We start from the raw sequence: 22,474 nt of genomic DNA, 5'->3' as shown, positions 1-22,474 counted from the left end.
CCGAAATCGATGGAAATTTTGACCATTCGGTAAATTATTTCCCCAGTCGACATCTAAACAACTGTTCTTATTGTTTTTTTCTGACTGGCATAGCGATTGCTTCGTTCTCTGCGAAACAAAAAGGGCGCCCGGCGCGCCTCCAGAAGCGGAGAACAGATATGGAAATCGGCGTCTTTATCCCGATCGGCAACAATGGCTGGCTATTGTCGGAGAATGCCCCCCAATACAAGCCAAGCTTCGAACTCAACAAGGCGATCACGCTCAAGGCCGAATCTTACGGCTTCGACTTTGCGCTTTCGATGATCAAGCTGCGTGGTTTCGGCGGCAAGACGGAGTTTTGGGACTACAATCTCGAGAGCTTCACGCTGATGGCGGGCCTTGCTGCCGTCACCTCGAAGATCAAGCTGTTCGGCACGGCCGCGACCCTGATCATGCCGCCTGCGATCATCGCGCGCATGGCCACCACGATCGATTCGATTTCCAATGGCCGCTTCGGCGTCAATCTGATCACTGGCTGGCAGCGTCCGGAATACAGCCAGATGGGGTTGTGGCCAGGCGACGACTATTTCTCCGACCGCTACGAATATCTCACCGAATACACGACGGTGCTCAAGGACCTGCTGACGACTGGCCAGTCCGACCTCAAGGGCAAGCACTTCCAGATGGATGATTGCCGGATGAAGCCGATCCCGGAAGGCGATGTGAAGCTGATCTGCGCCGGATCCTCCAACTCTGGCATGGCCTTCTCGGCTCAGTTCGCGGACTATTCGTTCTGCTTCGGCGTCGGCGTCAACACGCCCAAGGCTTTCGCGCCGACCAACGAACGGCTGCTGGCCGCCACCGAAAAGACCGGCCGTGACGTACGCTCCTTCGTGCTGACCATGGTTCTGGCCGAGGAAACCACCGAGGAAGCCTTTGCCAAGTGGGAACACTACAAGGCAGGTGCCGACGAGGAAGCGATCAAGTGGCTTGGCCTGCAAAGTGCCGTCGACACGAAATCCGGTTCCGACACCAATGTCCGCCACATGGCGAACCCGGTGTCGGCCGTCAACATCAACATGGGCACGCTGATCGGCTCCTATGCCGAAGTCGCCGCCATGCTCGACGAGATGAGCGAAGTGCCTGGTACCGGCGGCGTGATGTTGACCTTCGACGACTTCCTCGAAGGCATCGAAAAGTTTGGCAAGTTCGTCCAGCCGCTGATGAAGAGCCGTGCGCATGTCAACCAGATGTTGGAGGCCGCCGAATGAGCGAGGCCGTTGTTGCAGGCTATCAGCCACGCCCGGAACTGGCCAAAAGCGTCACGCTTCCGGCCCGCCCCGAACCGATCACGCTGAAGCCGTCGGAAACGGCCGTCGTGGTCGTCGACATGCAGAACGCATATTCGACCGAAGGCGGTTACGTCGATCTCGCCGGCTTCGACATCTCGGGCGCAAAGGGCACGATTGCCAACATCAAGAAAACGCTTGATGCAGCCCGCGAAGCCGGTGTGCTGGTCGTCTATTTCCAGAACGGCTGGGATCCTGATTATGTCGAGGCTGGCGGCCCCGGATCGCCCAATTGGCACAAGTCGAATGCGCTGAAAACCATGCGCAAGCGGCCCGAGCTGCAGGGGCAACTGCTTGCCAAGGGCACCTGGGATTATGCGATCGTCGACGAATTGCAGCCTAAGCCGGGTGACATTCTGGTGCCGAAGAGCCGCTATTCCGGCTTCTTCAACACCAACATGGACTCGGTTCTGCGGGCCCGCGGTATCCGCAACCTGGTCTTTGTGGGCATTGCCACCAATGTCTGCGTGGAAAGCTCGCTTCGCGATGCCTTCCACCTCGAATATTTCGGCGTGATGCTCGAGGACGCGACCCATCACCTCGGCCCCGACTTCATCCAGCAGGCGACCGTCTACAATGTCGAAAAGTTCTTCGGCTGGGTCGCGACCGTCAACGACTTCTGCGGTGCGATCGGACAGGCAGCGCCTGCCGATGCCGCTTGATACCATCACCATTCAACAAACGGAGAGAGTGAGAATGCCCAAGACCATCGTCGTTCCCGAAGGCACATCCAAGCCGCTTGCCCCCTATTCGCCCGGCACGCTAGCCGATGGCATCCTCTACGTCTCGGGGACCCTTCCCTTCGACAAGGACAACAACGTCGTGCATGTCGGCGATGCGAGCGCACAGACACGCCATGTGCTGGAGACGATCAAGTCCGTCATCGAGACAGCCGGCGGCACCATGCAAGACGTGACCATGAACCACATCTTCGTCACCGACTGGGCCAACTACCAGGCGGTGAACAAGGTCTATGCGGAATATTTCCCGAGCAACGAACCGGCGCGCTACTGCGTGCAATGCGGGCTGGTGAAGCCGGATGCGCTGGTCGAAATCGCGACCGTCGCACACATCGGGAAGAAGTGAGGGGAAGCACAGCCCCTCATCCCCCGCCGGGACCTTCTCCCCGCAAGCGGGGAGAAGAGACCTTTACGCAATCGCCTGCACCTGGGCTTCCCCTGCACAAAGGGCGGCCATTCCCTCTCCCCGCCTGCGGGGAGAGGGTCAGAGTGAAGGGCTAAGCCAGAGCAAAGACGTATGCATTACAACATCCACGGCCTTACCTCCCCCGATGCGCCGACAATACTGCTCTCGTCAGGCCTCGGCGGCTCGGCCGGCTATTGGGCACCGCAGATCCCTGTCCTGGCCGAGCGGTTCCGCGTCATCACCTATGACCATCGCGGCTGTGGCAAGACGGGTGGCTCAGTGCCCGAGGTTGGCGGCATCACGGCCATGGCCGACGACGTGCTCGAAATCGTCGATACGCTCAAGCTCGAAAAATTCCATTTCATGGGTCATGCGCTGGGTGGCCTGATCGGGCTGGATCTGGCACTGCGCAGGCCTGAGCTCATCGAGAGCCTGATTCTCATCAATGCCTGGAGCAAGGCCGATCCACATTCCGGGCGCTGCTTCGACGTGCGCATCGCGCTCCTGGAAAACGCCGGCGTCGAGGCCTTCGTCAAGGCGCAGCCGCTGTTTCTTTATCCGGCGATCTACATGGCGGACAATCCGGAGAAGTTGGCGACAGAAGAGGCGCATGCGCTCGCCCACTTCCAGGGTCGCGACAATATCCTGCGCCGGATCGCGGCGCTGCGCGCCTTTGATGTCGATGACCGCCTCGGCGAGATCCAGACGCCGACGCTTGTCGTTGCCACCCGGGACGACCTGCTCGTTCCCTATTCGCGGTCGCTGCGCCTCTCAGACGGCTTGGCGAACGCAAATCTCGTGCTCACCGTCGCCGGCGGACACGCCGTCAACGTCACCTATCCGCAAACATTCAACAGCGCGGTCACCGACTTCCTGTCGGGCCTCGAACGCGCGTGAAAGGACCTGCCATGCTGGCCACCAAGACCATCGCCCCTGTCGCAGCCGAAGGCAGCTCGCCGGAAGTGAGTGCGGCCTATCGCAACGGCATGGCCCGCCTCGCCGCAGCCGTGACCATCGTCACCACCGATGGCCCTGCCGGACGCGCCGGCTTTGCGGCAACCGCCGTCACCAGCGTTTCGGACAATCCGCCGACGCTGCTCGTCTGCCTCAACAAGGGCAGTTCAGCCTATCCGGCCGTTACCGCCAACGGCCTCGTATCAGTCAACGTGCTCGCCGCCGAGCATGAACCCGTCAGCCGGCTCTTTGGCGGCAAGACGCCCGTCGATGAGCGCTTCGCCGCCGCCACCTGGGATACGACGGCATCAGGCACGCCGCGCCTCGCAGACGCCCTCGTCTCGTTCGAGTGCCGGATCTCCGAAGTGCATGACGGAAAGACCCATGACGTTCTGTTCTGCGAAGTCCTCGATGTCACCACCCGCGAGGAGGGCCAGGCGCTCGTCTATTTCGACCGCGCCTATCGCACCGTCTGAATAGCTGTGTCTGAAAGCAAAACGGCCCGCGCAAGGCGGGCCGTTTCATTAATTGCCTAATTCTCTCAGTACCAGCCGACGGCGACCTGCGCCTCTTCGGACATGCGGTCCGGCGTCCACGGCGGATCGAAGCTCATTTCCACTTCGACACCCGACACGCCTTCGACCGAACCTACGGCATTTTCGACCCAGCCCGGCATTTCGCCGGCGACCGGGCAACCGGGGGCCGTCAGCGTCATGACGATCTTGACCGTGCGATCGTCTTCGATATCGATCTTGTAGATCAGGCCGAGTTCGAAGATGTCGGAGGGAATTTCCGGATCATAGACTGTCTTCAGCGCGGCGATGATATCGTCCGACAGGCGGGCAACTTCATCCGCCGGGATCGCGGTGTGGATGATGCCGTCACGGACATCGGGCTTGGTTTCGGTGTCACTCATGGTGTTCATTCCTCAGGCGAAGAAGCTGCGGGCGTAATCCAGCGCGTCCGCCAGCGCATCGACTTCTTCCCTTGTGTTATAGAGACCGAAGGACGCCCGGCAAGTGGAAGTCACGCCGAAACGGGCGAGCAGCGGCTGGGCGCAATGGGTTCCGGCGCGAACGGCAACGCCGCGACGGTCGATCATGGTGGAGACATCATGGGCATGAATGCCGGCGAGTTCAAAGGAGAAGATCGCCCCCTTGCCCGGCGCATTGCCGATGATGCGCAGCGAATTGATCGCCGAGAGACGCTCATGCGCATAGGCGCGCAAGCTTTCCTCATGGGCGGCAATTGCCGGACGCCCTAAGCTTTCCATATAGTCGAGCGCATAACCTAGGCCGATCGCCTGGACAATCGGCGGCGTGCCAGCCTCGAAACGATGCGGCGGCTCGTTATAGGTGACGCGGTCTTCCGCGACTTCGATGATCATCTCACCGCCGCCCATGAAGGGGTCCATGTCGCGCAGGCGATCCATCTTGCCCCAGAGCACGCCGATGCCTGAGGGGCCGTAGAGCTTGTGGCCGGTGACGGCATACCAGTCGCAGCCGAGATCCTGAACATCGACGGGCATGTGGACAGCCCCTTGGCTGCCATCGACCATGACGGCTATTCCGCGCTCATGGGCGATCCGGCAGACTTCCTTGATCGGCACGACCGTGCCAAGCGCGTTCGACATATGGGTTATGGCGATCAGCTTTGTGCGCTCGGTCAGGCAAGCCACGAATGCTTCCATGTCGAAGGCACCGTCATCGGTAACAGGCGCCCAGACGAGCTTGGCACCCTTGCGCTCGCGCAGGAAATGCCAGGGCACAATGTTGGAGTGATGCTCCATGATCGAGAGCACGATCTCGTCGCCCTCGCCGATATGCTTCATGCCCCAGCCATAGGCGACCGTGTTGATCGCTTCGGTCGACGACTTGGTGAAGATCACCTCGTCAATCGAGGGGGCATTCAGAAAACGGCGCACCTTTTCGCGCGCCGCTTCGTAGGCGTCCGTCGCGGCATTGGATAGGAAATGCAGGCCACGATGCACATTGGCGTATTCGTGGGCGTAGGCATGCGAAACGGCGTCGATCACGCTTTGCGGTTTCTGTGACGAAGCAGCATTGTCGAGATAGACCAACGGCTTGCCATAGACTTCGCGCGACAGGATCGGGAAATCCCGCCTGACAGCTTCGACGTCATATCCTGTCTTTACCGCGATCGTGTCAGCCATGATGCTCCAGCCAGTCGGTGATGATCTCTTCCAGTGCCTCGACGAGCGGCTCGTTTTCGAGCTCCTCGACGATTTCGGCAACGAAGCCGTTGATCAGCAGCGCGCGCGCCTTCTTTTCCGGAATGCCACGCGACATCAGGTAGTAGAGATGGCTCTTGTGAATGTCGGCAACCGTTGCGCCATGGGCGCACTGCACGTCGTCGGCAAAGATTTCGAGCTCGGGCTTGACCGAGAATTCGCAATCGTCGGACATCAGCAGCGTGTTGCAGGCCATGCGGGCATCGGTCTTCTGGGCGTCCGGTGCAACCCGGATCATGCCCTGGAAGACACCACGGGCACGATCAAACACAACGTTGCGGATCACTTCCGTCGAAGTCGTGTTGGGCACGTCGTGGCCAAGCGTCATGGTGACATCGGTATGCGTGTCACCGCCGAGCAGGTTGACCGCACGCATCATGAAATCGGAGCCTTCGCCTGCCGTCTTCACATGCACTTCCTGGCGAACCAGTTTGCCGCCGGCATTGATGATGAAGAGGCGGAACTTGGCATCCGTGCCGAGTTCGGCGCGGATCTGACCGAGATGGGTATCGGCATCGCCTTCGCCCTGCATAATCACCCAGGTGATTTCGGCGCCTTCACCAAGCTTCAGGTCGGCGACGACGGAGGCAAGCGCTGCCGAACCGCTCTGGCCGACATGGCGCTCGATGACGGTTGCCTTCGAACCCTTGCCGAAGGTGGCGGGGAAACGCAGATGCAGCTGGCCGGCGGCATGCACCGACTGCAGCTCGATCGGGGCTTCGATCTCGGCGTCATCGGCCACGTCCAGCGTGAAGCCGTCACGCACGAAAGCGCCGTTCAGGCGGCCGATCGTGTCGTCACCGTTGAAGGTGGTCAGGCCTTCGGCGGCGTCACCATTCGTCAGCGCATCGCGATAGAGCGAAACGGCAAGGCCTTCCGGCAGGGATGCCGGTACCTCAGCCACGCCCTGCAGCACGTTGAGCACGGTTGCACCCGAAACCAGCGAACTGATCGCCTTGGCCACCGCCTGCGGCTCTTCGGCCGGAAGCGCCCGCAGCAGCGCCTTGAGGTCCGTGTAGTGGAAGGTCTCTACGCGGCGCGTCGGCAGACCCTGGCGCTTCAGGGCGTCGAACAGGCCGTCGCGCTTCAGAAGCACGGCGCCATCGCCCGGAAGGCTGCCGATCTGGTTGGTATAGGCGTCGATGATCTGGGTCTCGGCTACGGTGAGCCGGTTGGCCGCTTGCAATGTCATCGTTGCAACTCCTTTAAAACTTGAGAGCCCTTAGGCGGCCTGACCGGTGATGTCGGCATAGCCGTTGGCTTCGAGTTCCAGCGCCAGGCTCTTGTCACCCGACTTGATGATCTGGCCCTTGTAGAGGACGTGCACGCTATCCGGCACGATGTAGTCGAGCAGGCGCTGGTAGTGGGTGATCACGACGGTTGCGCGATCCGGACGCTTCAGCGCGTTCACACCATCAGCGACGATCTTCAGCGCATCGATGTCGAGGCCGGAATCGGTTTCGTCGAGGATGCAGAGCTTCGGCTCGAGCAGCGCCATCTGCAGGATTTCGGCGCGCTTCTTCTCACCGCCGGAGAAGCCGACATTGAGAGGACGCTTCAGCATGTCGGGGTTGATCTTCAATTCGCCGGAGGCTTCCTTGACGCGGCGGATGAATTCCGGCGTTGTCAGCTCGTCTTCACCACGCGCCTTGCGCTGCGAATTCATCGCGACCTTGAGGAACTGCATAGTCGCCACGCCCGGGATTTCGACCGGATACTGGAAGGCAAGGAAGATGCCCTTGGCAGCGCGCTCGGCCGGGTCGAGTTCCAGAATGCTCTCGCCGTTATAGAGGATGTCGCCTTCGGTCACTTCATAGTCTTCGCGGCCTGAGAGTATGTAGGACAGCGTCGACTTGCCGGAGCCGTTCGGGCCCATGATGGCAGCGACTTCGCCGGCCTTCACGGTCAGGTTCAGGCCCTTGATGATTTCGGTGCCGTCTTCGGCGATGCGGGCATGGAGATTGCGGATTTCAAGCATGTCTGTGTTCCTGTTTCAGGCAGCCGGATCACTTCGACCGCGTGTAAGAATGATGAGCAGCCCCCGCCAGATCATTTCCAACCAGTTGTTGGAATACAAGGCGACGAAGAGAACTAGGAAGACCCAAGAAATCAGGAAAACCTGCGAGGATCGCCTGCCAATGGCCTGCATCCTTTTCTCGAGATACTTATGCTCCTGCTTCTTCGTCTCGGGCGGCTCCGTTTCCATCAATGGCGTTTCAAGCTGACGTCAGCCAACGCTTCCCTCCAGCGAGATGTTGATCAGCTTCTGCGCTTCCACCGCAAATTCCATCGGCAGCTGCTGGATGACGTCGCGGACGAAGCCGTTGACGATGAGGGCGATTGCCTCTTCTTCCGGGATGCCGCGCTGCATGGCGTAGAACTTCTGGTCCTCGGAAATCTTCGAGGTCGTCGCCTCGTGCTCCACCTTGGCCGTCGAGTTCTTCACCTCGATGTAAGGCACGGTATGCGCGCCGCAGGTGTCGCCAATCAGCAACGAATCGCAATTGGTGAAGTTGCGGGCGTTTTCCGCCTTGCGATGCATCGAGACCTGGCCGCGGTAGGTGTTCTGCGACACGCCGGCCGAGATGCCCTTGGAGATGATCCGGCTCTTGGTGTTCTTGCCGAGGTGGATCATCTTGGTGCCGCTGTCGACCTGCTGGTGGCCGTTCGACACGGCGATCGAGTAGAACTCGCCCTGGCTGTCGTCGCCGCGCAGAATGCAGGACGGGTATTTCCAGGTGATCGCCGAACCGGTTTCGACCTGGGTCCAGGAGATCTTCGAACGGTCGCCACGGCAATCGCCACGCTTGGTGACGAAGTTGTAGATGCCGCCCTTGCCTTCCTTGTCGCCGGGATACCAGTTCTGGACAGTCGAATACTTGATTTCGGCGTCATCCATGGCGACGAGTTCGACCACGGCTGCGTGCAGCTGGTTTTCGTCGCGCTGGGGTGCCGTGCAGCCTTCGAGATAAGAGACGTAGGCGCCTTCCTCGGCGATGATCAGCGTGCGCTCGAACTGGCCGGTGTTCTTCTCGTTGATACGGAAGTATGTCGACAATTCCATCGGGCAGCGAACGCCCTTCGGAATGTAGACGAAGGAGCCGTCGGTGAAGACGGCGCAGTTCAGCGTCGCATAATAGTTGTCCGTGACCGGAACGACCGAGCCGAGATATTTCTTCACCAGATCCGGATATTCGCGGATGGCTTCCGAGATAGACATGAAGATCACGCCGGCCTTCATCAATTCGGCCTTGAAGGTCGTGACGACCGAGACCGAATCGAAAACGGCATCGACGGCGATCTTCGAGGTCTGGACGCCTGCCAGCATTTCCTGCTCGCGCAGGGGAATCCCGAGCTTCTCATAGACCTTCAGAAGCTCCGGATCGACGTCGTCGATCGTGGTCGGGCCGGCTGTGCTCTTCGGCGCGGCGTAGTAATAGATGTCGTTGAAGTCGATCTTCGGATAATCGACGCGGGCCCAGGTGGGCTCGACCATAGTCAGCCAGCGCCTGTAGGCGTCGAGGCGCCATTCAAGCATCCATTCCGGCTCGTTCTTCTTTGCCGAAATGAAGCGGACGATGTCTTCCGACAGGCCCTTCGGGGCCTTGTCGACTTCGATGGTGGTTTCAAAACCATACTTGTACTGATCCACATCGATCTGGCGGACCTGATCGATCGTTTCCTGCACAGCAGCCATGGTCGTTCTCCAATCTTGCCGGGCCAAATTCCGGCAGCTTGTTAACGTTGGGCGGTGACCCGCCATACTTAAGGTTCCCGAGCCACCATTTCACCCCTCTTGGCAAGGGAAAAACGACGTTTGGCCCGGTTTTTCGCCGCCTTAGGCGGCCTGCCCCGCCGGTTTGCGGCGGGCAGCAATCTTCACAAAGGCGCCCAGAAAGCGATCGATGTCGCTTTCCGTCGTATCAGGGCCGATCGACAGGCGCAGCGCCCCGGTCGAGGCATCCTCACCCATGGCGGTCAGCACATGGCTCGCGCCGACCTTGCCCGACGAGCAGGCGGCACCGGCCGATAGCGCAATACCTTCGAGATCGAAAGCGATCTGACCGGTTTCTGCCTTCAGCCCCGGCAGATGGAAGAAACTCGTATTGCCGACCCGCGCCTCGCCTCTCCCGTAGATGACCGTATCCGGTGCAGCAGCAAGCATACCGGCTTCGACCTTGTCTCGCAGCGCTGCGATCGCGGCATTTCGCTCGACCAGATCCTTCGTCATCACGAAGGCCGACGCACCAAAGCCGGTCACAGCTGCCAGGTTCTCCGTGCCGGCGCGGTGGCCCTTTTCCTGGCCACCGCCGCGCACCAGAGGTTCCGGCATCAGCGTTTCGCCGCGCGACACAAGCGCGCCAACACCCTTCGGGCCGCCCAGCTTGTGGGCCGACAGGATCAGGAAGTCGGCGCCGAGATCTGCGATCGACAGCGGAATGCGGCCTGCCGCCTGCACGGCATCAACCACCAGCAATCCGCCAAACTTCTTTACGGTGGCGGAGATCTCCCGGATTGGCTGGATGATCCCGGTTTCGTTGTTTACGAGCATGACGGCGACCAATGGCAGACCGTCTGCCGGATCATGCGACGCGAGCTGAGCGGCCAGCGCATCGACATCCAGTATGCCCGAACGGGTCACCGGAACTTCCGTCACCTGATCTGCGGAAAACCGGCCGCCGGCCCTCACTGCCGGGTGCTCAATGGCGGAAACATAAAGACGCCCGAGCGCCACACTGGACTTACCCATGCGATAGATGGGCGACAACACCTGATTGGCGGCTTCGGTCGCACTCGCGGTGAAGGTCACATGCGCCGGCTCGGCACCGACGAGGTGTGCCACCTCGCGGCGTGCCTTCTCGATGACGGCCCGGGCTGCGCGCCCCTCGGCATGAACGGAAGACGGATTGCCGGGCATTGAAAGCGCATCGAGCATGGCCTCGCGCGCCGCGCCCATCAGGGGTGCGGTGGCGTTCCAGTCGAGATAGATGCGCGCAGCGGCCATCCTTGCTTCAGACTCCCATACTCATGTCGGCGCATTTTCCTTGAAATATCCGCCGGGCTTGCCTTATGACACCTTCACCCCGGATGCGACGCCATCCAGTTTCGAACGGTTCTAAACTTCGTTCTAGAAAAGCTGACTGACGCCGTCAAGTCAGCTTTCTAATTTGGTGTTGACGAACCGCAAAAATGTCAGGGACCGGAACCTAATGCCCGAAGTGATTTTCAACGGCCCCGCGGGTCGTCTCGAAGGCCGTTATCAACCCTCCAAGGAAAAGAGCGCACCGATCGCGATCATCCTTCATCCGCATCCGCAATTCGGCGGGACGATGAACAACCAGATCGTCTACCAGCTGTTCTACATGTTCCAGAAGCGCGGCTTCACCACGCTTCGCTTCAACTTCCGCGGCATCGGCCGCAGCCAGGGCGAATTCGACCATGGTGCCGGCGAGCTGTCGGATGCCGCATCGGCCCTCGACTGGGTTCAGAGCCTGCATCCGGATTCGAAGAGCTGCTGGGTTGCCGGTTATTCCTTCGGGTCCTGGATCGGCATGCAGCTTTTGATGCGCCGCCCCGAGATCGAAGGCTTCATGTCGATCGCGCCGCAGCCGAACATCTACGACTTCTCGTTCCTCGCCCCTTGCCCGTCATCAGGCCTGATCATCAACGGCGACAGCGACAAGGTGGCCCCTGAAAAGGATGTGCTTGGCCTCGTCGACAAGCTGAAGACCCAGAAGGGTATCCTGATCACCCACAAGACGGTGCCGGGCGCCAACCATTTCTTCAACGGCCAGGTGGAAACGCTGATGGGCGAATGCGAAGACTATCTCGACCGTCGCCTCGAGGGCGAGCTGGTCCCCGAGCCGGCCGCCAAGCGGATCCGGTAAGATGATCCGGATCGTGGCCGATACAAACGTTCTCGTCAGCGCTTGTATCGGCCGCGGCCCAGCCTCGAAAGTGATCGAGGCGTGCCTGGACGGGCGTCTCGTCCCTTTTCTGTCCGGTCCACTTCTGCTCGAATACCGCGACGTACTCTCCAGAACAGAGCCTTTTGCGAACGGACGAATGTCCGCCAACGAACGGCTAGCGCTGTTGGATATCTTTGTTTCTCGCTGCCAATGGCGGACCGCGCATTTCAAGTGGCGGCCCAATCTCGTCGATGAAGCCGACAATCACCTGCTCGAATTGGCAATCTCGGCCAACGCGCATATACTCGTGACGTCGAACGTCCGAGATTTTGAAAAGGCGGAACTCAGGTTCCCGCACATCAAGATCGAGACACCAGCGGCTACTGTCCGGAGGCTTGAAGATGAACGCTTTAACCGTTGAGCTGAGTTCAGAGGTTCACGAAAAGGTGGATCTGATTGCAGCTGAGAAGGGTGTCTCTCCTGAACGCCTAGTGTCAGAGATGGCCGCGGAAATGGTCAAGCAACATGAGGCCTACCGGCTGTTCGAGGAAATGGCGGCGCGCGGCAAGGGAAGAGAAGCGGAAGCTCTCGAACTTCTTCGGCGTGATTAAACACTCTTTCGATTTCAGACTGTGATTTTGAATGACCTCACCCCTCACCTTTGACGCCGTCGGCCTCGCAGGCGGCGGTAACCGCTGCTACTGGCAGAGCGGCTTCCTCAAGGCCTATAGCGAACATCATCCGCTCAAGCCGCGCTTCTATGTCGCCGTTTCGGCCAGCGCCTATCACGGCGCGATGCACCTTGCCGGCGTCGGCGACCGTGTCAGGGCTTCCGCCTTCGCCTTTGCCGAAAAGGGCCATCGCGGTGTTGACTGGCGGGCGCTCCGGCGACGGGAATCGCCGCTCGTGGTCGGCGCCCTCTTCCGGCAACTGCTCGCAGACGCGTTTGGCGAACAAGAACTCGCCGCGCTAAAGGCAGCACCGCCGATGCTGATCCAGCTCTCCGGCCTGCCGGACTGGATGCCCGGTGCGCTCGGTGCACTGGGCTCGATCGGCGCCTACCAGATCGAGAAGCTTCTGACCGACGGCACCCATTCCAAGGCTGGTCTGCGGATGAGATTGCGCCCCACCTGGATCTCGACGCACAATTGCGACTATCCCGGCGAACTGGTCGATGCGCTGATGGCAACCTCGTCTGTGCCGCCCTTCATGCCGGTCGGGCGCGTCAGGGGTCGCGCCTATCTCGACGGCGGCCTCGTCGACAATCCGCCGCTGATGAAACTGAGCGAGGTCGAGACCAAGGGCTGGAAGACACTGCTTCTGACCACCCGATTTGGCCGACAGCCGCCTTCCTCCCCCAATCGCGTGGTGGTCGGCCCGAGCGAGGACATCCCGGTCAGCAAGTTCTCTGTCGGCGACGCGGCCGGGATCCGGCACGCCTATGAAGTGGGTTTGCGGGACGGGCTGGCGTTTGCGCGATCCGCATAAACGGCTCGGGTCATTTCAAAGAAGCGGCAGGGTTCCCCTCGCACGGTGCGCATGTCGATTTCCCGGAAGCCTGTCTTTTTGAGGATGTGTAAGGAGGCCGCGTTGTCGACATGCGCCATGGCCTCCAGCCGCTCCCCAACCTCAGCCTCGAAGAACCACCCAACCAGAGCGCTAGCGATCTCGCCGGCATATCCCATCCCCCATTTCGACCGTTCGATCGAATAGGCAAGTTGATGGACCTGCGCGTCCTCATACCAGCTGATGCCGGCGCGCCCGACGAATTGCGAACCACTGGCCGTCATCAGCTTCAAGGTGGAGAAGCCATGGCGGTGAAAGCCTGTCCGCCACCCCGCCAGTCGCTCTCGTGCGTAGTCCCGATCCCAGGGCTTGCCGTTCCCGACATAGGCGCTGGTCTCCGGCGTGCCGTGCAATTCGACAAGACGCTCTTCGTCACCATCCAACCACCGTGTCAGGACAAGACGCGGCGTCCGCAGGATCACGGATGGCGCCAGCACACCACCAATGACCGGCGCTTTCACGCCGGTCGTTCCCGGAAAGGTCAGCGGAAGCCCTCGTGCCGAGCGCACCGCAAGATAGGCCCAGGCTTCAGCTTCCATGGCGTCGCCGTTGAAGCCGGCCTCTTCAGCCGTCAGGACTTTTGCTCCCTTTTCGCCGGCGAGGCGAACCAAATCGCCCATGATAATCCGATTGAGGCGTCCCCCGCCGCAGATCACATAGGTCTTCGGAAAACTGGGCAGATGGCCGGCCGATTTGAGGATCGCGGCTGCCGAGACGAAGGCAAGCGTACGGGCGCCGTCCGACAGTTCGGCCTCGTGGCCTTCAGGCGGACGAAAATCGTTGCGGTCCAGCGAGCGGCGCGTGCTTGCGGTGAAGAAGGGATTGTCCAGATAGCGCTCGGCGAGCGGCATGATGACCGAACCTTCAGAGGCGATGCGACCGCCGTCGTCGTAAGGTATGCCCGCATGGGCCTCGACCCATTGATCGATCAGCGTGTTGCCGGGTCCGCTGTCAAAGCCGATGATCGTGCCGTCGCGGTCGAGGAAGGTCAGGTTCGAGATGCCGCCGATATTGACGAAGCAGACCGGCCAGTCCTCTACCGGAATCTGATGGGCGAGCGCCTGGTGATAGACCGGCACCAGCGGCGCACCTTGCCCGCCATGCCCCATGTCGTTGGCGCGCATATCGTAGACAACGTCGATGCCGGTTTCGACTGCCAGCAGCGGCCCGTCGCCGAGCTGCACGGTGAGCGCTTCATCCGGTCGGTGCAGGACGGTCTGACCATGAAAGCCGATGAGGTCGATATCCCCAGGCTTCAGCTTCTGTTGCTGCAGGAAAAGGCCGATCGCTTCCGCATGCCGTAACGTCAGGTCTCTCTCCATACGGGAGAGTTCACCCGGGCGGTCGTCGCGGCATCCGATCGCCCTGGCATCGTCCAGCGCCTGCTTCAGCCGGTCGCGGAAGGCCGGCTCGTAAGGAACGGACAGACAGCCGCCACGCTCAACGATTGCCTCGCCATCGGTGCGAACCAGCGCCACATCGATGCCATCCATCGACGTGCCGCTCATCAGGCCGATCGCCGTCTTCATTTCCGCCATATGCCACCCGATTCGAACGCCTGTGTTGCCGGACATTCATGACCGAGACGGGTGCACAATTCAAAAAACAATGCTAAAGCCCGCGCGGATTTTAAAGTGTGCCACCGAAAGACCAGAGAAACCGAAAGCAACAGCGTCATGACGAAGTTCAAGTCCGATTTCCTCCGCATCCTCTCCGAGCGCGGCTTCATTCATCAGATGTCCGATGAAACGGGGCTCGACGACCTGCTCGCCAAGGAAAGCGTGACGGCCTATATCGGCTATGACCCGACGGCTTCCAGCTTGCATGTCGGCCATCTGATGCAGATCATGATGCTGCGCTGGTTCCAAGCCACCGGCCACCAGCCGATCTCGCTGATGGGCGGCGGTACCGGCATGGTCGGCGACCCCTCCTTCAAGGAGGAGGCGCGCAAGCTGATGACAATCGAGACGATCGAAGAAAACATTGCTTCGATCAAGCGCTGCTTCTCGCATTACCTCGACTACGACAAGGGTCCGAAGGGCGGCGCCCTGATGATCAACAATGCCGAATGGCTGCGTCCGCTCAACTATCTCGAATTCCTGCGCGATGTCGGCCGGCATTTCTCGGTCAACCGCATGCTCTCCTTCGACAGCGTCAAGACGCGGCTTGACCGCGAGCAGTCGCTGTCCTTCCTGGAATTCAACTACATGATCCTCCAGGCCTACGACTTCGTCGAGCTGAACCAGCGCTACGGCTGCCGGCTGCAGATGGGCGGCTCCGACCAGTGGGGCAACATCATCAACGGCATCGACCTTGGCCACCGCATGGGCACGCCGCAGCTCTATGCACTGACGGCACCGCTGCTCACCACCTCGTCGGGTGCCAAGATGGGCAAGTCGGCCTCGGGTGCAGTGTGGCTCAATGCTGACCTGCTGCCGGTCTATGACTTCTGGCAGTACTGGCGCAACACCGAGGATGCCGATGTCGTTCGCTTCCTCAAGCTCTTCACCATCCTGCCGATGGACGAGATTGCGCGTCTCGCGGCACTTGGTGGCTCGGAGATCAACGAAGCCAAGAAGATTCTCGCCACGGAAGTGACGACGCTGCTGCATGGCCGGGAAGCCGCTGAGCAGGCTGCCGAAACGGCCCGCAAGACCTTCGAGGAAGGGGCGCTTGCCGACACGCTGCCGACTATCGAGGTCGCCTCGGCGGAACTCGAAGCCGGGATCGGCCTGCTCGGACTGATCGTCAAGGCGGGCCTTGCCGCCTCGAACGGCGAAGCCCGTCGTCATGTCCAGGGCGGTGCGGTCAAGATCAATGACGCCGGCGTCTCCGACGAGCGCATGTCTGTGGGCACTGCAGAGGTCACGGCGGATGGCGTGATCAAGCTTTCGCTCGGCAAGAAGAAGCACATCCTGATCAAGCCGGTCTGATCAACGACCAAGCCCCAGGAACGCCTTTGAAAAGCCCGCAATCGCGGGCTTTTCTGCATTGGTGAACAGCTGTTAACGCATGGCGCATTTTTCGCCAGCCCACCCGCCCTGCCGCATATCACGGCAACCTCATGCACAAATGCATAGCAGTCGCATATTATTTGCACTGCACAATATTGTTTTACGAGCGTATAAGAAGGTCAATCGCCGATGCGGGAAAGACCGCAGGATCAGCGAACATTCGACGAGGAAACGACCATGAACCCGATCCGCATTGCAAAGAACTGGATCAGCTACCGCCGCACGATGAACGAACTGGGCAACCTGTCTTCGCAGACCCTGAACGACATCGGCATCACCCGCTACGAAATCCGCAACATCGCTTCGCGCTCCTTCCGTTGATCGGACCTGCGCAAAGCAGCCTGTCAAACGGCACCGCATGGTGCCGTTTTTGATTCCTGCGTCGCGAATGTGAACGCTCGGTGCGCTGCATGGCTTCAGACATGATGGACCTCGCGCCGCGAGCCGTGATATGGAGCCGCCCATGACAAACAGCTCCTTCTCTCCCATTCATATCATCGGCGGCGGTCTTGCAGGCTCGGAGGCCGCCTGGCAGGTGGCCCAGGCCGGCGTCCCGGTCATCCTGCACGAAATGCGCGGCGTGCGTGGCACCGATGCACACAAGACCGACGGCTTGGCCGAGCTGGTCTGCTCCAACTCCTTCCGCTCCGATGATGCGACCTCGAATGCCGTCGGAGTCATCCATGCCGAGATGCGGCTCGCGGGCTCGTTGATCATGGCCTGCGCCGACAAGCATCAGGTGCCGGCCGGTGGCGCGCTCGCGGTTGACCGTGATGGCTTTTCGGAAGCAGTCACGGCCGAGATCCAACAGCATCCGCTGATATCAGTCGTCCGCGAGGAAGTGACGGGCCTGCCGCCGGAAGACTGGGATCTCGCCATCATCGCGACGGGCCCCCTCACCTCGCCGGCGCTCGCCGAAGCCATCCGCGAACGCACAGGCAAGGACGCGCTCGCCTTCTTCGATGCCATCGCGCCGATCGTGCATACCGACAGCATCGACATGGACACCTGCTGGTTCCAGTCGCGCTACGACAAGGTAGGCCCTGGCGGCACGGGCAAGGACTATATCAACTGCCCCCTCGACGAGACGCAGTACAATGCCTTCATCGACGCACTGATTGCCGGTGACGCCGTCGGCTTCAAGGAATGGGAAGGCACGCCCTATTTCGACGGCTGCCTGCCGATCGAAGTCATGGCCGAGCGTGGTCGAGAAACGCTGCGCCACGGGCCTATGAAGCCGATGGGCCTCACCAATGCCCACAACCCGACCGTCAAGCCCTATGCCGTTGTACAGCTGCGCCAGGACAATGCGCTTGGTACGCTCTACAACATGGTCGGTTTCCAGACGAAACTGCGCTACGGCGCCCAGGCCGAGATCTTCCGGATGATTCCGGGGCTGGAAAATGCGGAATTTGCACGCCTCGGCGGGTTGCACCGCAACACCTACATCCACTCACCGACGCTACTCGACCAGAGCCTGCAGCTGAAAGCGCGCCCCGGTCTGCGCTTCGCCGGCCAGATCACCGGCTGCGAAGGCTATGTCGAGAGTGCCTCGATCGGCCTGCTGGCCGGTCGCTTTGCAGCAGCCCAGCGCAAGGGCGAGACGATCAGCGTGCCACCGGCGACCACCGCGCTTGGCTCACTGCTCAACCACATCACGGGCGGCCATATCGTTTCCGACGAGGAGCCGGGTAAGCGCTCGTTCCAGCCGATGAACATCAATTTCGGATTGTTCCCCGAACTCGAGCCCGGTTCGATCGTCAAGCCGGAGGGCGTCAAGCGCTTCCGCGGCAAGGACAAGACGATCATGAAGCGTCAACTGATCGCCGCACGCGCCCTCGAACACTGCAAGACCTGGCTCGGCGCCGCCTGACGGGAGTGTCCGGCGTCAGCCCGTCGTGCCTGAGGCGGGGTCCGCCTCTCGGTCGGCGTGGCCGAGGTAGTTTCCGAGCAACCAGAGGGAAACCTCTGCCGCGATTGCCGGGTTGGCAAAGGTGAACTCGCCATTGTGGAAGGATGCGTCGAGAAACTCGACGGCGATCCCCTTGCCGTTCGGCAAGGGGCCGACACGCACAGTGCCGGGCTCGATCAGATGGCAGGCGAAATGGTTGCGCATGCTGCGCATGAAGCCTGCCTTGTTGTCATGCAGACGGACGAAGACGGCCTTGCCGTCGACCGTGGCGTGCAGGCTGCGGATTGCCTCCTGCGGAAAGGCGCGGCCGAATTCGAGAATAGCGAGGCCAGCGTCCTGAAATCCCTCATCCTCCTGGCGCATACTACGCGTAGAGAAATAGGCCACCCCCATGACGAGCGCAAAGACGATACCCCAGGTCACCATGATTTGATCTCGCCTCCTTCCGCACACACATACTATCGCAATGGCAGCTAACAGGCGAGCCTTGCGTGAACGTGGTGTATCCGGGACGTGGCCGCTATCTCAGAGCCGACCCGTCAGCAGCAGGCGCATCATCGCCATCTGCCGTCGCCATTGCGGCGGGCGAATATCGGTCGAGAGAGACGCACGGCCGATCTTCATCGCCCGCTTGAGCACCGGTTCTGCAAGCGTCGCAGGCAGGAAGGCGGCAAGCAGGCTCTTCGGTATCGCCCCGGCCGCACGCGCCTTGCGCAGGTGATCGAGACCGAAACCGGCAAAGGCCTGGATGGCGGCAGTCACCCGCTCGTCGTTGCCCCGGGCCAGAAATGCGTCCCGGTCCAGTCCGACGGAGGCAAGGATCTGTGTCGGCAGGTACACCTGCCCTCGGGCCCGATGGATCGGCATCAGCAGGATAGCACCAGCAACTGCAAGCGCCACACCTGCATGCCCTGCGATCTCGGATACCGCTTCGGCAGCCTCTGCATCAAGGACCAGAGATGAAAGCTGGATGAGCGCCGCCGCCGTCTCGCCGGCATAGCCTTCGAACATCGCGGTCGTTTCCATCGGATCGTCGTAAAGGTCGAAGATGCGCGCGTCGGCCATGGCGACGAGTGGCGCCACAGGCAGCCGCCAGGTCTGTACGGCGCGAAGAAGCTCGGCTGCAACGGGGTTTGCAGCGGTCTCGCCATGCGCCGAGCCCTCGAGCAGGTCGCGCCAGTATTGCAGTCGCACCTCGCCCGGCAAGGGTTCACGGACGAGGTCGCGCACGCGGGCAAGCTCGGCGTTGTAGGCATAGAGCGCGACGATGGCAGCACGCCGATCGGCCGGCATCAGAAGGCTCGCGAGATAGCGGTCGCGATCCGACTCTTGCAAGGCCCGCAGGCAAAGAGCCTCATTGGCCGACGGGGTCTCGCTCACAATGCACCTTTCGAGGGACGGGTTCAGACTGCGATCAACGCGGCCGCGACCGGACGCTGCTCGGCCAGCATGATGTTATACGTGCGGATTGCAGCACCGGTTCCCATGGGATCGGTCGCAATGCCCCTCGCCTTCAATGCGACCCGCAAATCGGGGTCGACAAGGCGCAACTGCCGGCCGGTACCCAAGAGCAGAAATTCGATGCCGGTTTCGGCAAACACGCGCGCGAGCGAGGCTTGCGTGATCGGCTCCTCCTCAGCCTGCTCCCAGCCATAGACACCAGAGGGAAGCAGGAGAAGCGATCCACGATGCGACATGTCGGCAAAGCGGAAGCCACCATTGCCGTAACTGTCGATACCGGGCCGCCCGGGGAAATGGGCGTCACGGATGGTGACGCCCTTGTCTCCGAAGCCAAAAACCATCGGATCAGGCCCCGGCCTTGGCCGGAACCTGCTCGCCCTCGGTCTCGTCCCGCTGGAAGTTTTCCGGACGCAGCTTGAAGGCGATCAGAACCGGGCCAGCGATGTAGATCGACGAGAAGGTTCCGATCAGAACGCCTGCCAGCATGGCGAAGGTGAAGGAGGCAATGACTTCCCCGCCGAACAGATAAAGCGCGCCAAGGGCGAGCACCGTACTGCCGGCGGTCAGAACCGTACGCGAGAGCGTCTGGTTGATCGATTCGTCGATCAACACCTCAAGCGGCATCTTCTTGTATCGCCTGAGGTTTTCTCGCATGCGGTCATAAACGACGACCGTATCGTTCAGCGAGTAACCGATGATCGTCAGGATCGCCGCGATACTTGTCAGGTTGAATTCAATGCCAGTCAGGACGAACAGGCCGAGCGTGAAGACAACGTCGTGCAGGGTCGCGATGATTGCGCCCAGCGCGAACTGCCACTCGAAACGGAACCAGATGTAGATCAGGATGCCGAACAGAGCTGCCGCAACGCCGATCGTCGCCGAATAGGTCAGGTCGCTCGAGACCGATGGTCCGACCACCTCGACACGGCGGAAGTCGTATTCCGCTTCCAGTTCGCCACGAACCTTGCTCAGAGCCGACTGTTCGGCATTCTCGCCGCCATCCTGCGCCTGCAGGCGGATCAGCGCGCTGGCATCGTCGCCGAAGCCCTGCGCCTGCACTTCGCCGAGGTTCAGCTGGCTCAGACGGTCGCGGATATCGGAGAGATCGGCGGTTCCGTCACGTGCCTGCACCTCGATGATGGAGCCACCCTTGAAGTCGATCCCGAGGTTCATGCCGACGGTCGCAAACCCGACCAGGGAGGCAACCGAGATGAGCATGGCCAGTCCGAAATTGAACTTGCGGGCCGCCATGAAGCGAATGTTGCGGTTGTCGAAGAAACCAGTGCGTACGCTTTTCGGAATGTGCTTCGGGCGCTTCCAGCGGTACCAGAAGGCCATCAACCAGAAGGTCAGGGTGAAGGCGGTAAAGACGGTCGTCACGATACCGATCGACAGGGTGACGGCGAAGCCGCGCACTGGGCCGGACCCGAGGAAGAAGAGAACGACGGCCGCGATCAACGTCGTCAGGTTCGCGTCGATGATCGTCGCAAAAGCCTTCTTGAAGCCGACCTCGATCGCCTGCACCAAGGGTCGGCCGTTGCGGGCTTCCTCTCGAATGCGCTCATAGATCAGAACGTTCGAGTCGACGGCCATACCCATGGTGAGCACGATACCGGCGATGCCAGGCAAGGTCAGCGTAGACCCGATCATCGACAGGGCCGCAAGGATCAGAGCAATGTTCGCCGCTAGCGCGATGTTCGCCATCACGCCGAAGGTGCCATAGAAGGCGAGCATGAAGAGAACGACCGCAATGCCGCCAATGATGCTGGCGGTCACGCCGGCATTGATGGAATCCTGGCCGAGACCGGGGCCTACGGTGCGTTCCTCGACGACCGTCAGCGTCGCCGGCAAAGCACCGGCACGCAGCAGAACCGCAAGATCGTTTGCCCCTTCGACCGAGAAATTGCCGGAGATCTGCCCGGAACCGCCGAGGATGGGCTCGCGAATGACAGGCGCGGAAATGACCTGCTGGTCGAGGACGATGGCGAAGGGATTGCCGACATTTTCCTGCGTTGCCTGGGCAAAACGCTGGGCACCGCGGCTGTCGAAGCGGAAGCTGACGACCGGCTCATTGGTGCGCTGGTCAAAGGCTGCCTGGGCATCAACGAGGTTTTCACCCGAAATCAGCGCCCGACGCTCGATGAGATAGGGAACGGCCGGGTCATCGGCCGAATAAAGGATCTCCGACTGTGCCGGCGGACGCGTGTTCATCGCTTCCGTGACCGGCATCGTCGTGTCGACCATGTGGAAGGACAGTTTGGCCGTCTGGTTCAGAAGCGCTTTCAGGCGCTGCGGATCAGTCAGGCCCGGGACCTGGACGATGATGCGGTCATCCCCCTGGCGCTGGATGAGCGGTTCGGTCGTCCCCAATTCGTCGACACGGCGGCGAACGACTTCCATCGACTGCGTCAGGGCAGAGGATACGCGGTAGTCGATGCCCGCGTCGGTCAGCGTCAGGCGCAGCACGCCGCCCTCGGCCTGCTCGAGAGCAACCTCCGTCACAGAACCGCCGGTCAGACCGCCGATGCTGACGGGATCGGTCAGCGAGCGCAGCGCTTCGATTGCTTCCGGCACCTTGTCCGCATCGGTAATGCGAACCTGGATCTGCTGGCCGACGCCGGAAAGGCCCGTATAGCGGATGCCGGCTTCGCGAAGCTGGGTCCGGACGTCGCCGACGATCGTCTCAAGGCGTTCCTTGACGATATCCTGGCGCTCGAGCCTCAGCATGATGTGCGAGCCGCCCTGCAGGTCGAGGCCGAGCGTCACCTTGCTCGTGGGGAACCAGGAGGGGAATGCTTCCAGTTCCTCGTCCGTGAAGGCATTGGGCAGGGCGACAAGGACGCCGAGCGCAACGGTCAACCAGATGAACAATGTCTTCCAGCGGGAAATGTAAAGCATGGAACTCTCGAATCAGGGCATCGGAAAATGGCAAA

General features: G+C 61.1%; 23 protein-coding genes and 1 pseudogene. 12 read left to right on the top strand and 12 right to left on the bottom strand.

Features of this window, described 5'->3' with window-relative positions; translation table 11 throughout:
• The first annotated feature begins 158 nt into the window (after positions 1 to 158).
• The 5 genes from rutA to GH983_RS07810 all read left to right on the top strand — a co-directional run bounded on the left by rutA (position 159) and on the right by GH983_RS07810 (position 3,904).
• Positions 159 to 1,250 carry a pyrimidine utilization protein A gene (gene rutA / locus GH983_RS07830; protein WP_153762092.1) on the top strand — a complete coding sequence of 364 codons (1,092 nt, stop codon included), beginning with the start codon at positions 159 to 161 and terminating at the stop codon, positions 1,248 to 1,250.
• Complete coding sequence (gene rutB, locus GH983_RS07825; RefSeq protein ID WP_153762091.1) at positions 1,247 to 1,990, top strand: pyrimidine utilization protein B; 744 nt, start codon at positions 1,247 to 1,249, stop codon at positions 1,988 to 1,990. Before rutA ends, rutB begins: the two co-directional genes overlap by 4 nt.
• A gap of 34 nt (positions 1,991 to 2,024) precedes the next feature.
• Positions 2,025 to 2,414, top strand: coding sequence for a pyrimidine utilization protein C (gene rutC, locus GH983_RS07820; protein ID WP_076396123.1), 390 nt, complete (start codon positions 2,025 to 2,027; stop codon positions 2,412 to 2,414).
• Positions 2,415 to 2,585: 171 nt separating this feature from the next.
• Positions 2,586 to 3,371, top strand: a complete 786-nt coding sequence (gene rutD, locus GH983_RS07815; protein ID WP_153762090.1) for a pyrimidine utilization protein D — start codon at positions 2,586 to 2,588, stop codon at positions 3,369 to 3,371.
• 11 nt (positions 3,372 to 3,382) lie between these two features.
• Positions 3,383 to 3,904: a flavin reductase gene (locus GH983_RS07810; RefSeq protein ID WP_069041506.1), complete on the top strand. Its 522-nt coding sequence runs from the start codon at positions 3,383 to 3,385 to the stop codon at positions 3,902 to 3,904.
• A gap of 65 nt (positions 3,905 to 3,969) precedes the next feature.
• On the opposite strand, the gene GH983_RS07805 is transcribed toward GH983_RS07810, so the two are convergent.
• The 6 genes from GH983_RS07805 to GH983_RS07780 form a co-directional block, all read right to left on the bottom strand.
• Positions 3,970 to 4,344 carry an SUF system Fe-S cluster assembly protein gene (locus GH983_RS07805; RefSeq protein WP_006728551.1) on the bottom strand — a complete coding sequence of 125 codons (375 nt, stop codon included), beginning with the start codon at positions 4,342 to 4,344 and terminating at the stop codon, positions 3,970 to 3,972.
• Positions 4,345 to 4,356: 12 nt separating this feature from the next.
• Positions 4,357 to 5,601 (bottom strand): cysteine desulfurase, encoded by a 1,245-nt coding sequence (locus GH983_RS07800; RefSeq protein WP_153762089.1) that lies wholly within the window; start codon positions 5,599 to 5,601, stop codon positions 4,357 to 4,359.
• The gene (sufD, locus tag GH983_RS07795) at positions 5,594 to 6,871 is read right to left on the bottom strand and encodes a Fe-S cluster assembly protein SufD (RefSeq protein WP_153762088.1); all 1,278 of its coding nucleotides are present in this window, start codon (positions 6,869 to 6,871) and stop codon (positions 5,594 to 5,596) included. The genes GH983_RS07800 and sufD overlap by 8 nt, the downstream gene beginning before the upstream one ends.
• A 30-nt stretch (positions 6,872 to 6,901) precedes the next feature.
• Entirely contained in the window at positions 6,902 to 7,657 is a 756-nt protein-coding gene (gene sufC, locus GH983_RS07790) for a Fe-S cluster assembly ATPase SufC (protein ID WP_153762087.1), read from the bottom strand.
• A gap of 249 nt (positions 7,658 to 7,906) precedes the next feature.
• Positions 7,907 to 9,376 (bottom strand): Fe-S cluster assembly protein SufB, encoded by a 1,470-nt coding sequence (gene sufB / locus GH983_RS07785; protein ID WP_153762086.1) that lies wholly within the window; start codon positions 9,374 to 9,376, stop codon positions 7,907 to 7,909.
• A gap of 141 nt (positions 9,377 to 9,517) precedes the next feature.
• Positions 9,518 to 10,684, bottom strand: coding sequence for a cysteine desulfurase family protein (locus GH983_RS07780; protein ID WP_153762085.1), 1,167 nt, complete (start codon positions 10,682 to 10,684; stop codon positions 9,518 to 9,520).
• A 205-nt stretch (positions 10,685 to 10,889) separates the two neighbouring features.
• Between GH983_RS07780 and GH983_RS07775 the strand changes: the two genes are divergently transcribed.
• Genes GH983_RS07775 through GH983_RS07760 form a run of 4 tightly spaced genes read left to right on the top strand, consistent with a single transcriptional unit; the run spans position 10,890 to position 13,076 of the window.
• On the top strand, positions 10,890 to 11,567 hold the full coding sequence (locus GH983_RS07775; RefSeq protein WP_153762084.1) for an alpha/beta hydrolase: 678 nt from the start codon (positions 10,890 to 10,892) through the stop codon (positions 11,565 to 11,567).
• A 1-nt stretch (position 11,568) separates the two neighbouring features.
• Positions 11,569 to 12,009 (top strand): putative toxin-antitoxin system toxin component, PIN family, encoded by a 441-nt coding sequence (locus GH983_RS07770; RefSeq protein ID WP_153762083.1) that lies wholly within the window; start codon positions 11,569 to 11,571, stop codon positions 12,007 to 12,009.
• Entirely contained in the window at positions 11,990 to 12,199 is a 210-nt protein-coding gene (locus GH983_RS07765; protein ID WP_054150162.1) for a hypothetical protein, read from the top strand. The genes GH983_RS07770 and GH983_RS07765 overlap by 20 nt, the downstream gene beginning before the upstream one ends.
• Positions 12,200 to 12,230: 31 nt before the next feature.
• Positions 12,231 to 13,076 carry a patatin-like phospholipase family protein gene (locus GH983_RS07760; protein ID WP_153762082.1) on the top strand — a complete coding sequence of 282 codons (846 nt, stop codon included), beginning with the start codon at positions 12,231 to 12,233 and terminating at the stop codon, positions 13,074 to 13,076.
• Here the strand turns inward: GH983_RS07760 and GH983_RS24290 are convergent.
• Both GH983_RS24290 and GH983_RS07755 read right to left on the bottom strand, forming a co-directional pair.
• On the bottom strand, positions 13,028 to 13,576 hold the full coding sequence (locus tag GH983_RS24290) for a GNAT family N-acetyltransferase (protein WP_246727554.1): 549 nt from the start codon (positions 13,574 to 13,576) through the stop codon (positions 13,028 to 13,030). The two genes, GH983_RS07760 and GH983_RS24290, sit on opposite strands and share 49 nt — an antisense overlap.
• Positions 13,577 to 13,585: 9 nt before the next feature.
• Positions 13,586 to 14,692: pseudogene (locus GH983_RS07755) on the bottom strand (anhydro-N-acetylmuramic acid kinase); the annotation flags it as partial.
• Positions 14,693 to 14,830: 138 nt separating this feature from the next.
• Between GH983_RS07755 and tyrS the strand changes: the two are divergent.
• The 3 genes from tyrS (at position 14,831) to trmFO (ending at position 18,041) form a co-directional block, all read left to right on the top strand.
• On the top strand, positions 14,831 to 16,087 hold the full coding sequence (tyrS, locus tag GH983_RS07750; RefSeq protein WP_153762080.1) for a tyrosine--tRNA ligase: 1,257 nt from the start codon (positions 14,831 to 14,833) through the stop codon (positions 16,085 to 16,087).
• A gap of 258 nt (positions 16,088 to 16,345) precedes the next feature.
• Positions 16,346 to 16,489, top strand: coding sequence for a DUF1127 domain-containing protein (locus tag GH983_RS07745; protein ID WP_006728564.1), 144 nt, complete (start codon positions 16,346 to 16,348; stop codon positions 16,487 to 16,489).
• Positions 16,490 to 16,631: 142 nt separating this feature from the next.
• Complete coding sequence (trmFO, locus tag GH983_RS07740) at positions 16,632 to 18,041, top strand: methylenetetrahydrofolate--tRNA-(uracil(54)-C(5))-methyltransferase (FADH(2)-oxidizing) TrmFO (RefSeq protein WP_153762079.1); 1,410 nt, start codon at positions 16,632 to 16,634, stop codon at positions 18,039 to 18,041.
• Between the two features lie 15 nt (positions 18,042 to 18,056).
• Here the strand turns inward: trmFO and GH983_RS07735 are convergent, their stop codons facing one another.
• From GH983_RS07735 to secDF, 4 genes are all read right to left on the bottom strand, one after another.
• On the bottom strand, positions 18,057 to 18,506 hold the full coding sequence (locus GH983_RS07735; RefSeq protein ID WP_153762078.1) for a hypothetical protein: 450 nt from the start codon (positions 18,504 to 18,506) through the stop codon (positions 18,057 to 18,059).
• A gap of 99 nt (positions 18,507 to 18,605) precedes the next feature.
• Positions 18,606 to 19,460 carry a phytoene/squalene synthase family protein gene (locus tag GH983_RS07730; RefSeq protein WP_194842798.1) on the bottom strand — a complete coding sequence of 285 codons (855 nt, stop codon included), beginning with the start codon at positions 19,458 to 19,460 and terminating at the stop codon, positions 18,606 to 18,608.
• 23 nt (positions 19,461 to 19,483) lie between these two features.
• Positions 19,484 to 19,882 (bottom strand): Mth938-like domain-containing protein, encoded by a 399-nt coding sequence (locus GH983_RS07725; RefSeq protein WP_153762076.1) that lies wholly within the window; start codon positions 19,880 to 19,882, stop codon positions 19,484 to 19,486.
• A gap of 4 nt (positions 19,883 to 19,886) precedes the next feature.
• On the bottom strand, positions 19,887 to 22,439 hold the full coding sequence (gene secDF / locus GH983_RS07720) for a protein translocase subunit SecDF (RefSeq protein ID WP_054150155.1): 2,553 nt from the start codon (positions 22,437 to 22,439) through the stop codon (positions 19,887 to 19,889).
• Positions 22,440 to 22,474 lie beyond the last annotated feature (35 nt).

It is taken from the genome of Agrobacterium sp. MA01 (genome assembly GCF_009650195.1).
GTDB lineage: Bacteria > Pseudomonadota > Alphaproteobacteria > Rhizobiales > Rhizobiaceae > Allorhizobium.
This window is presented reverse-complemented; position numbering and strand designations above follow the sequence as displayed.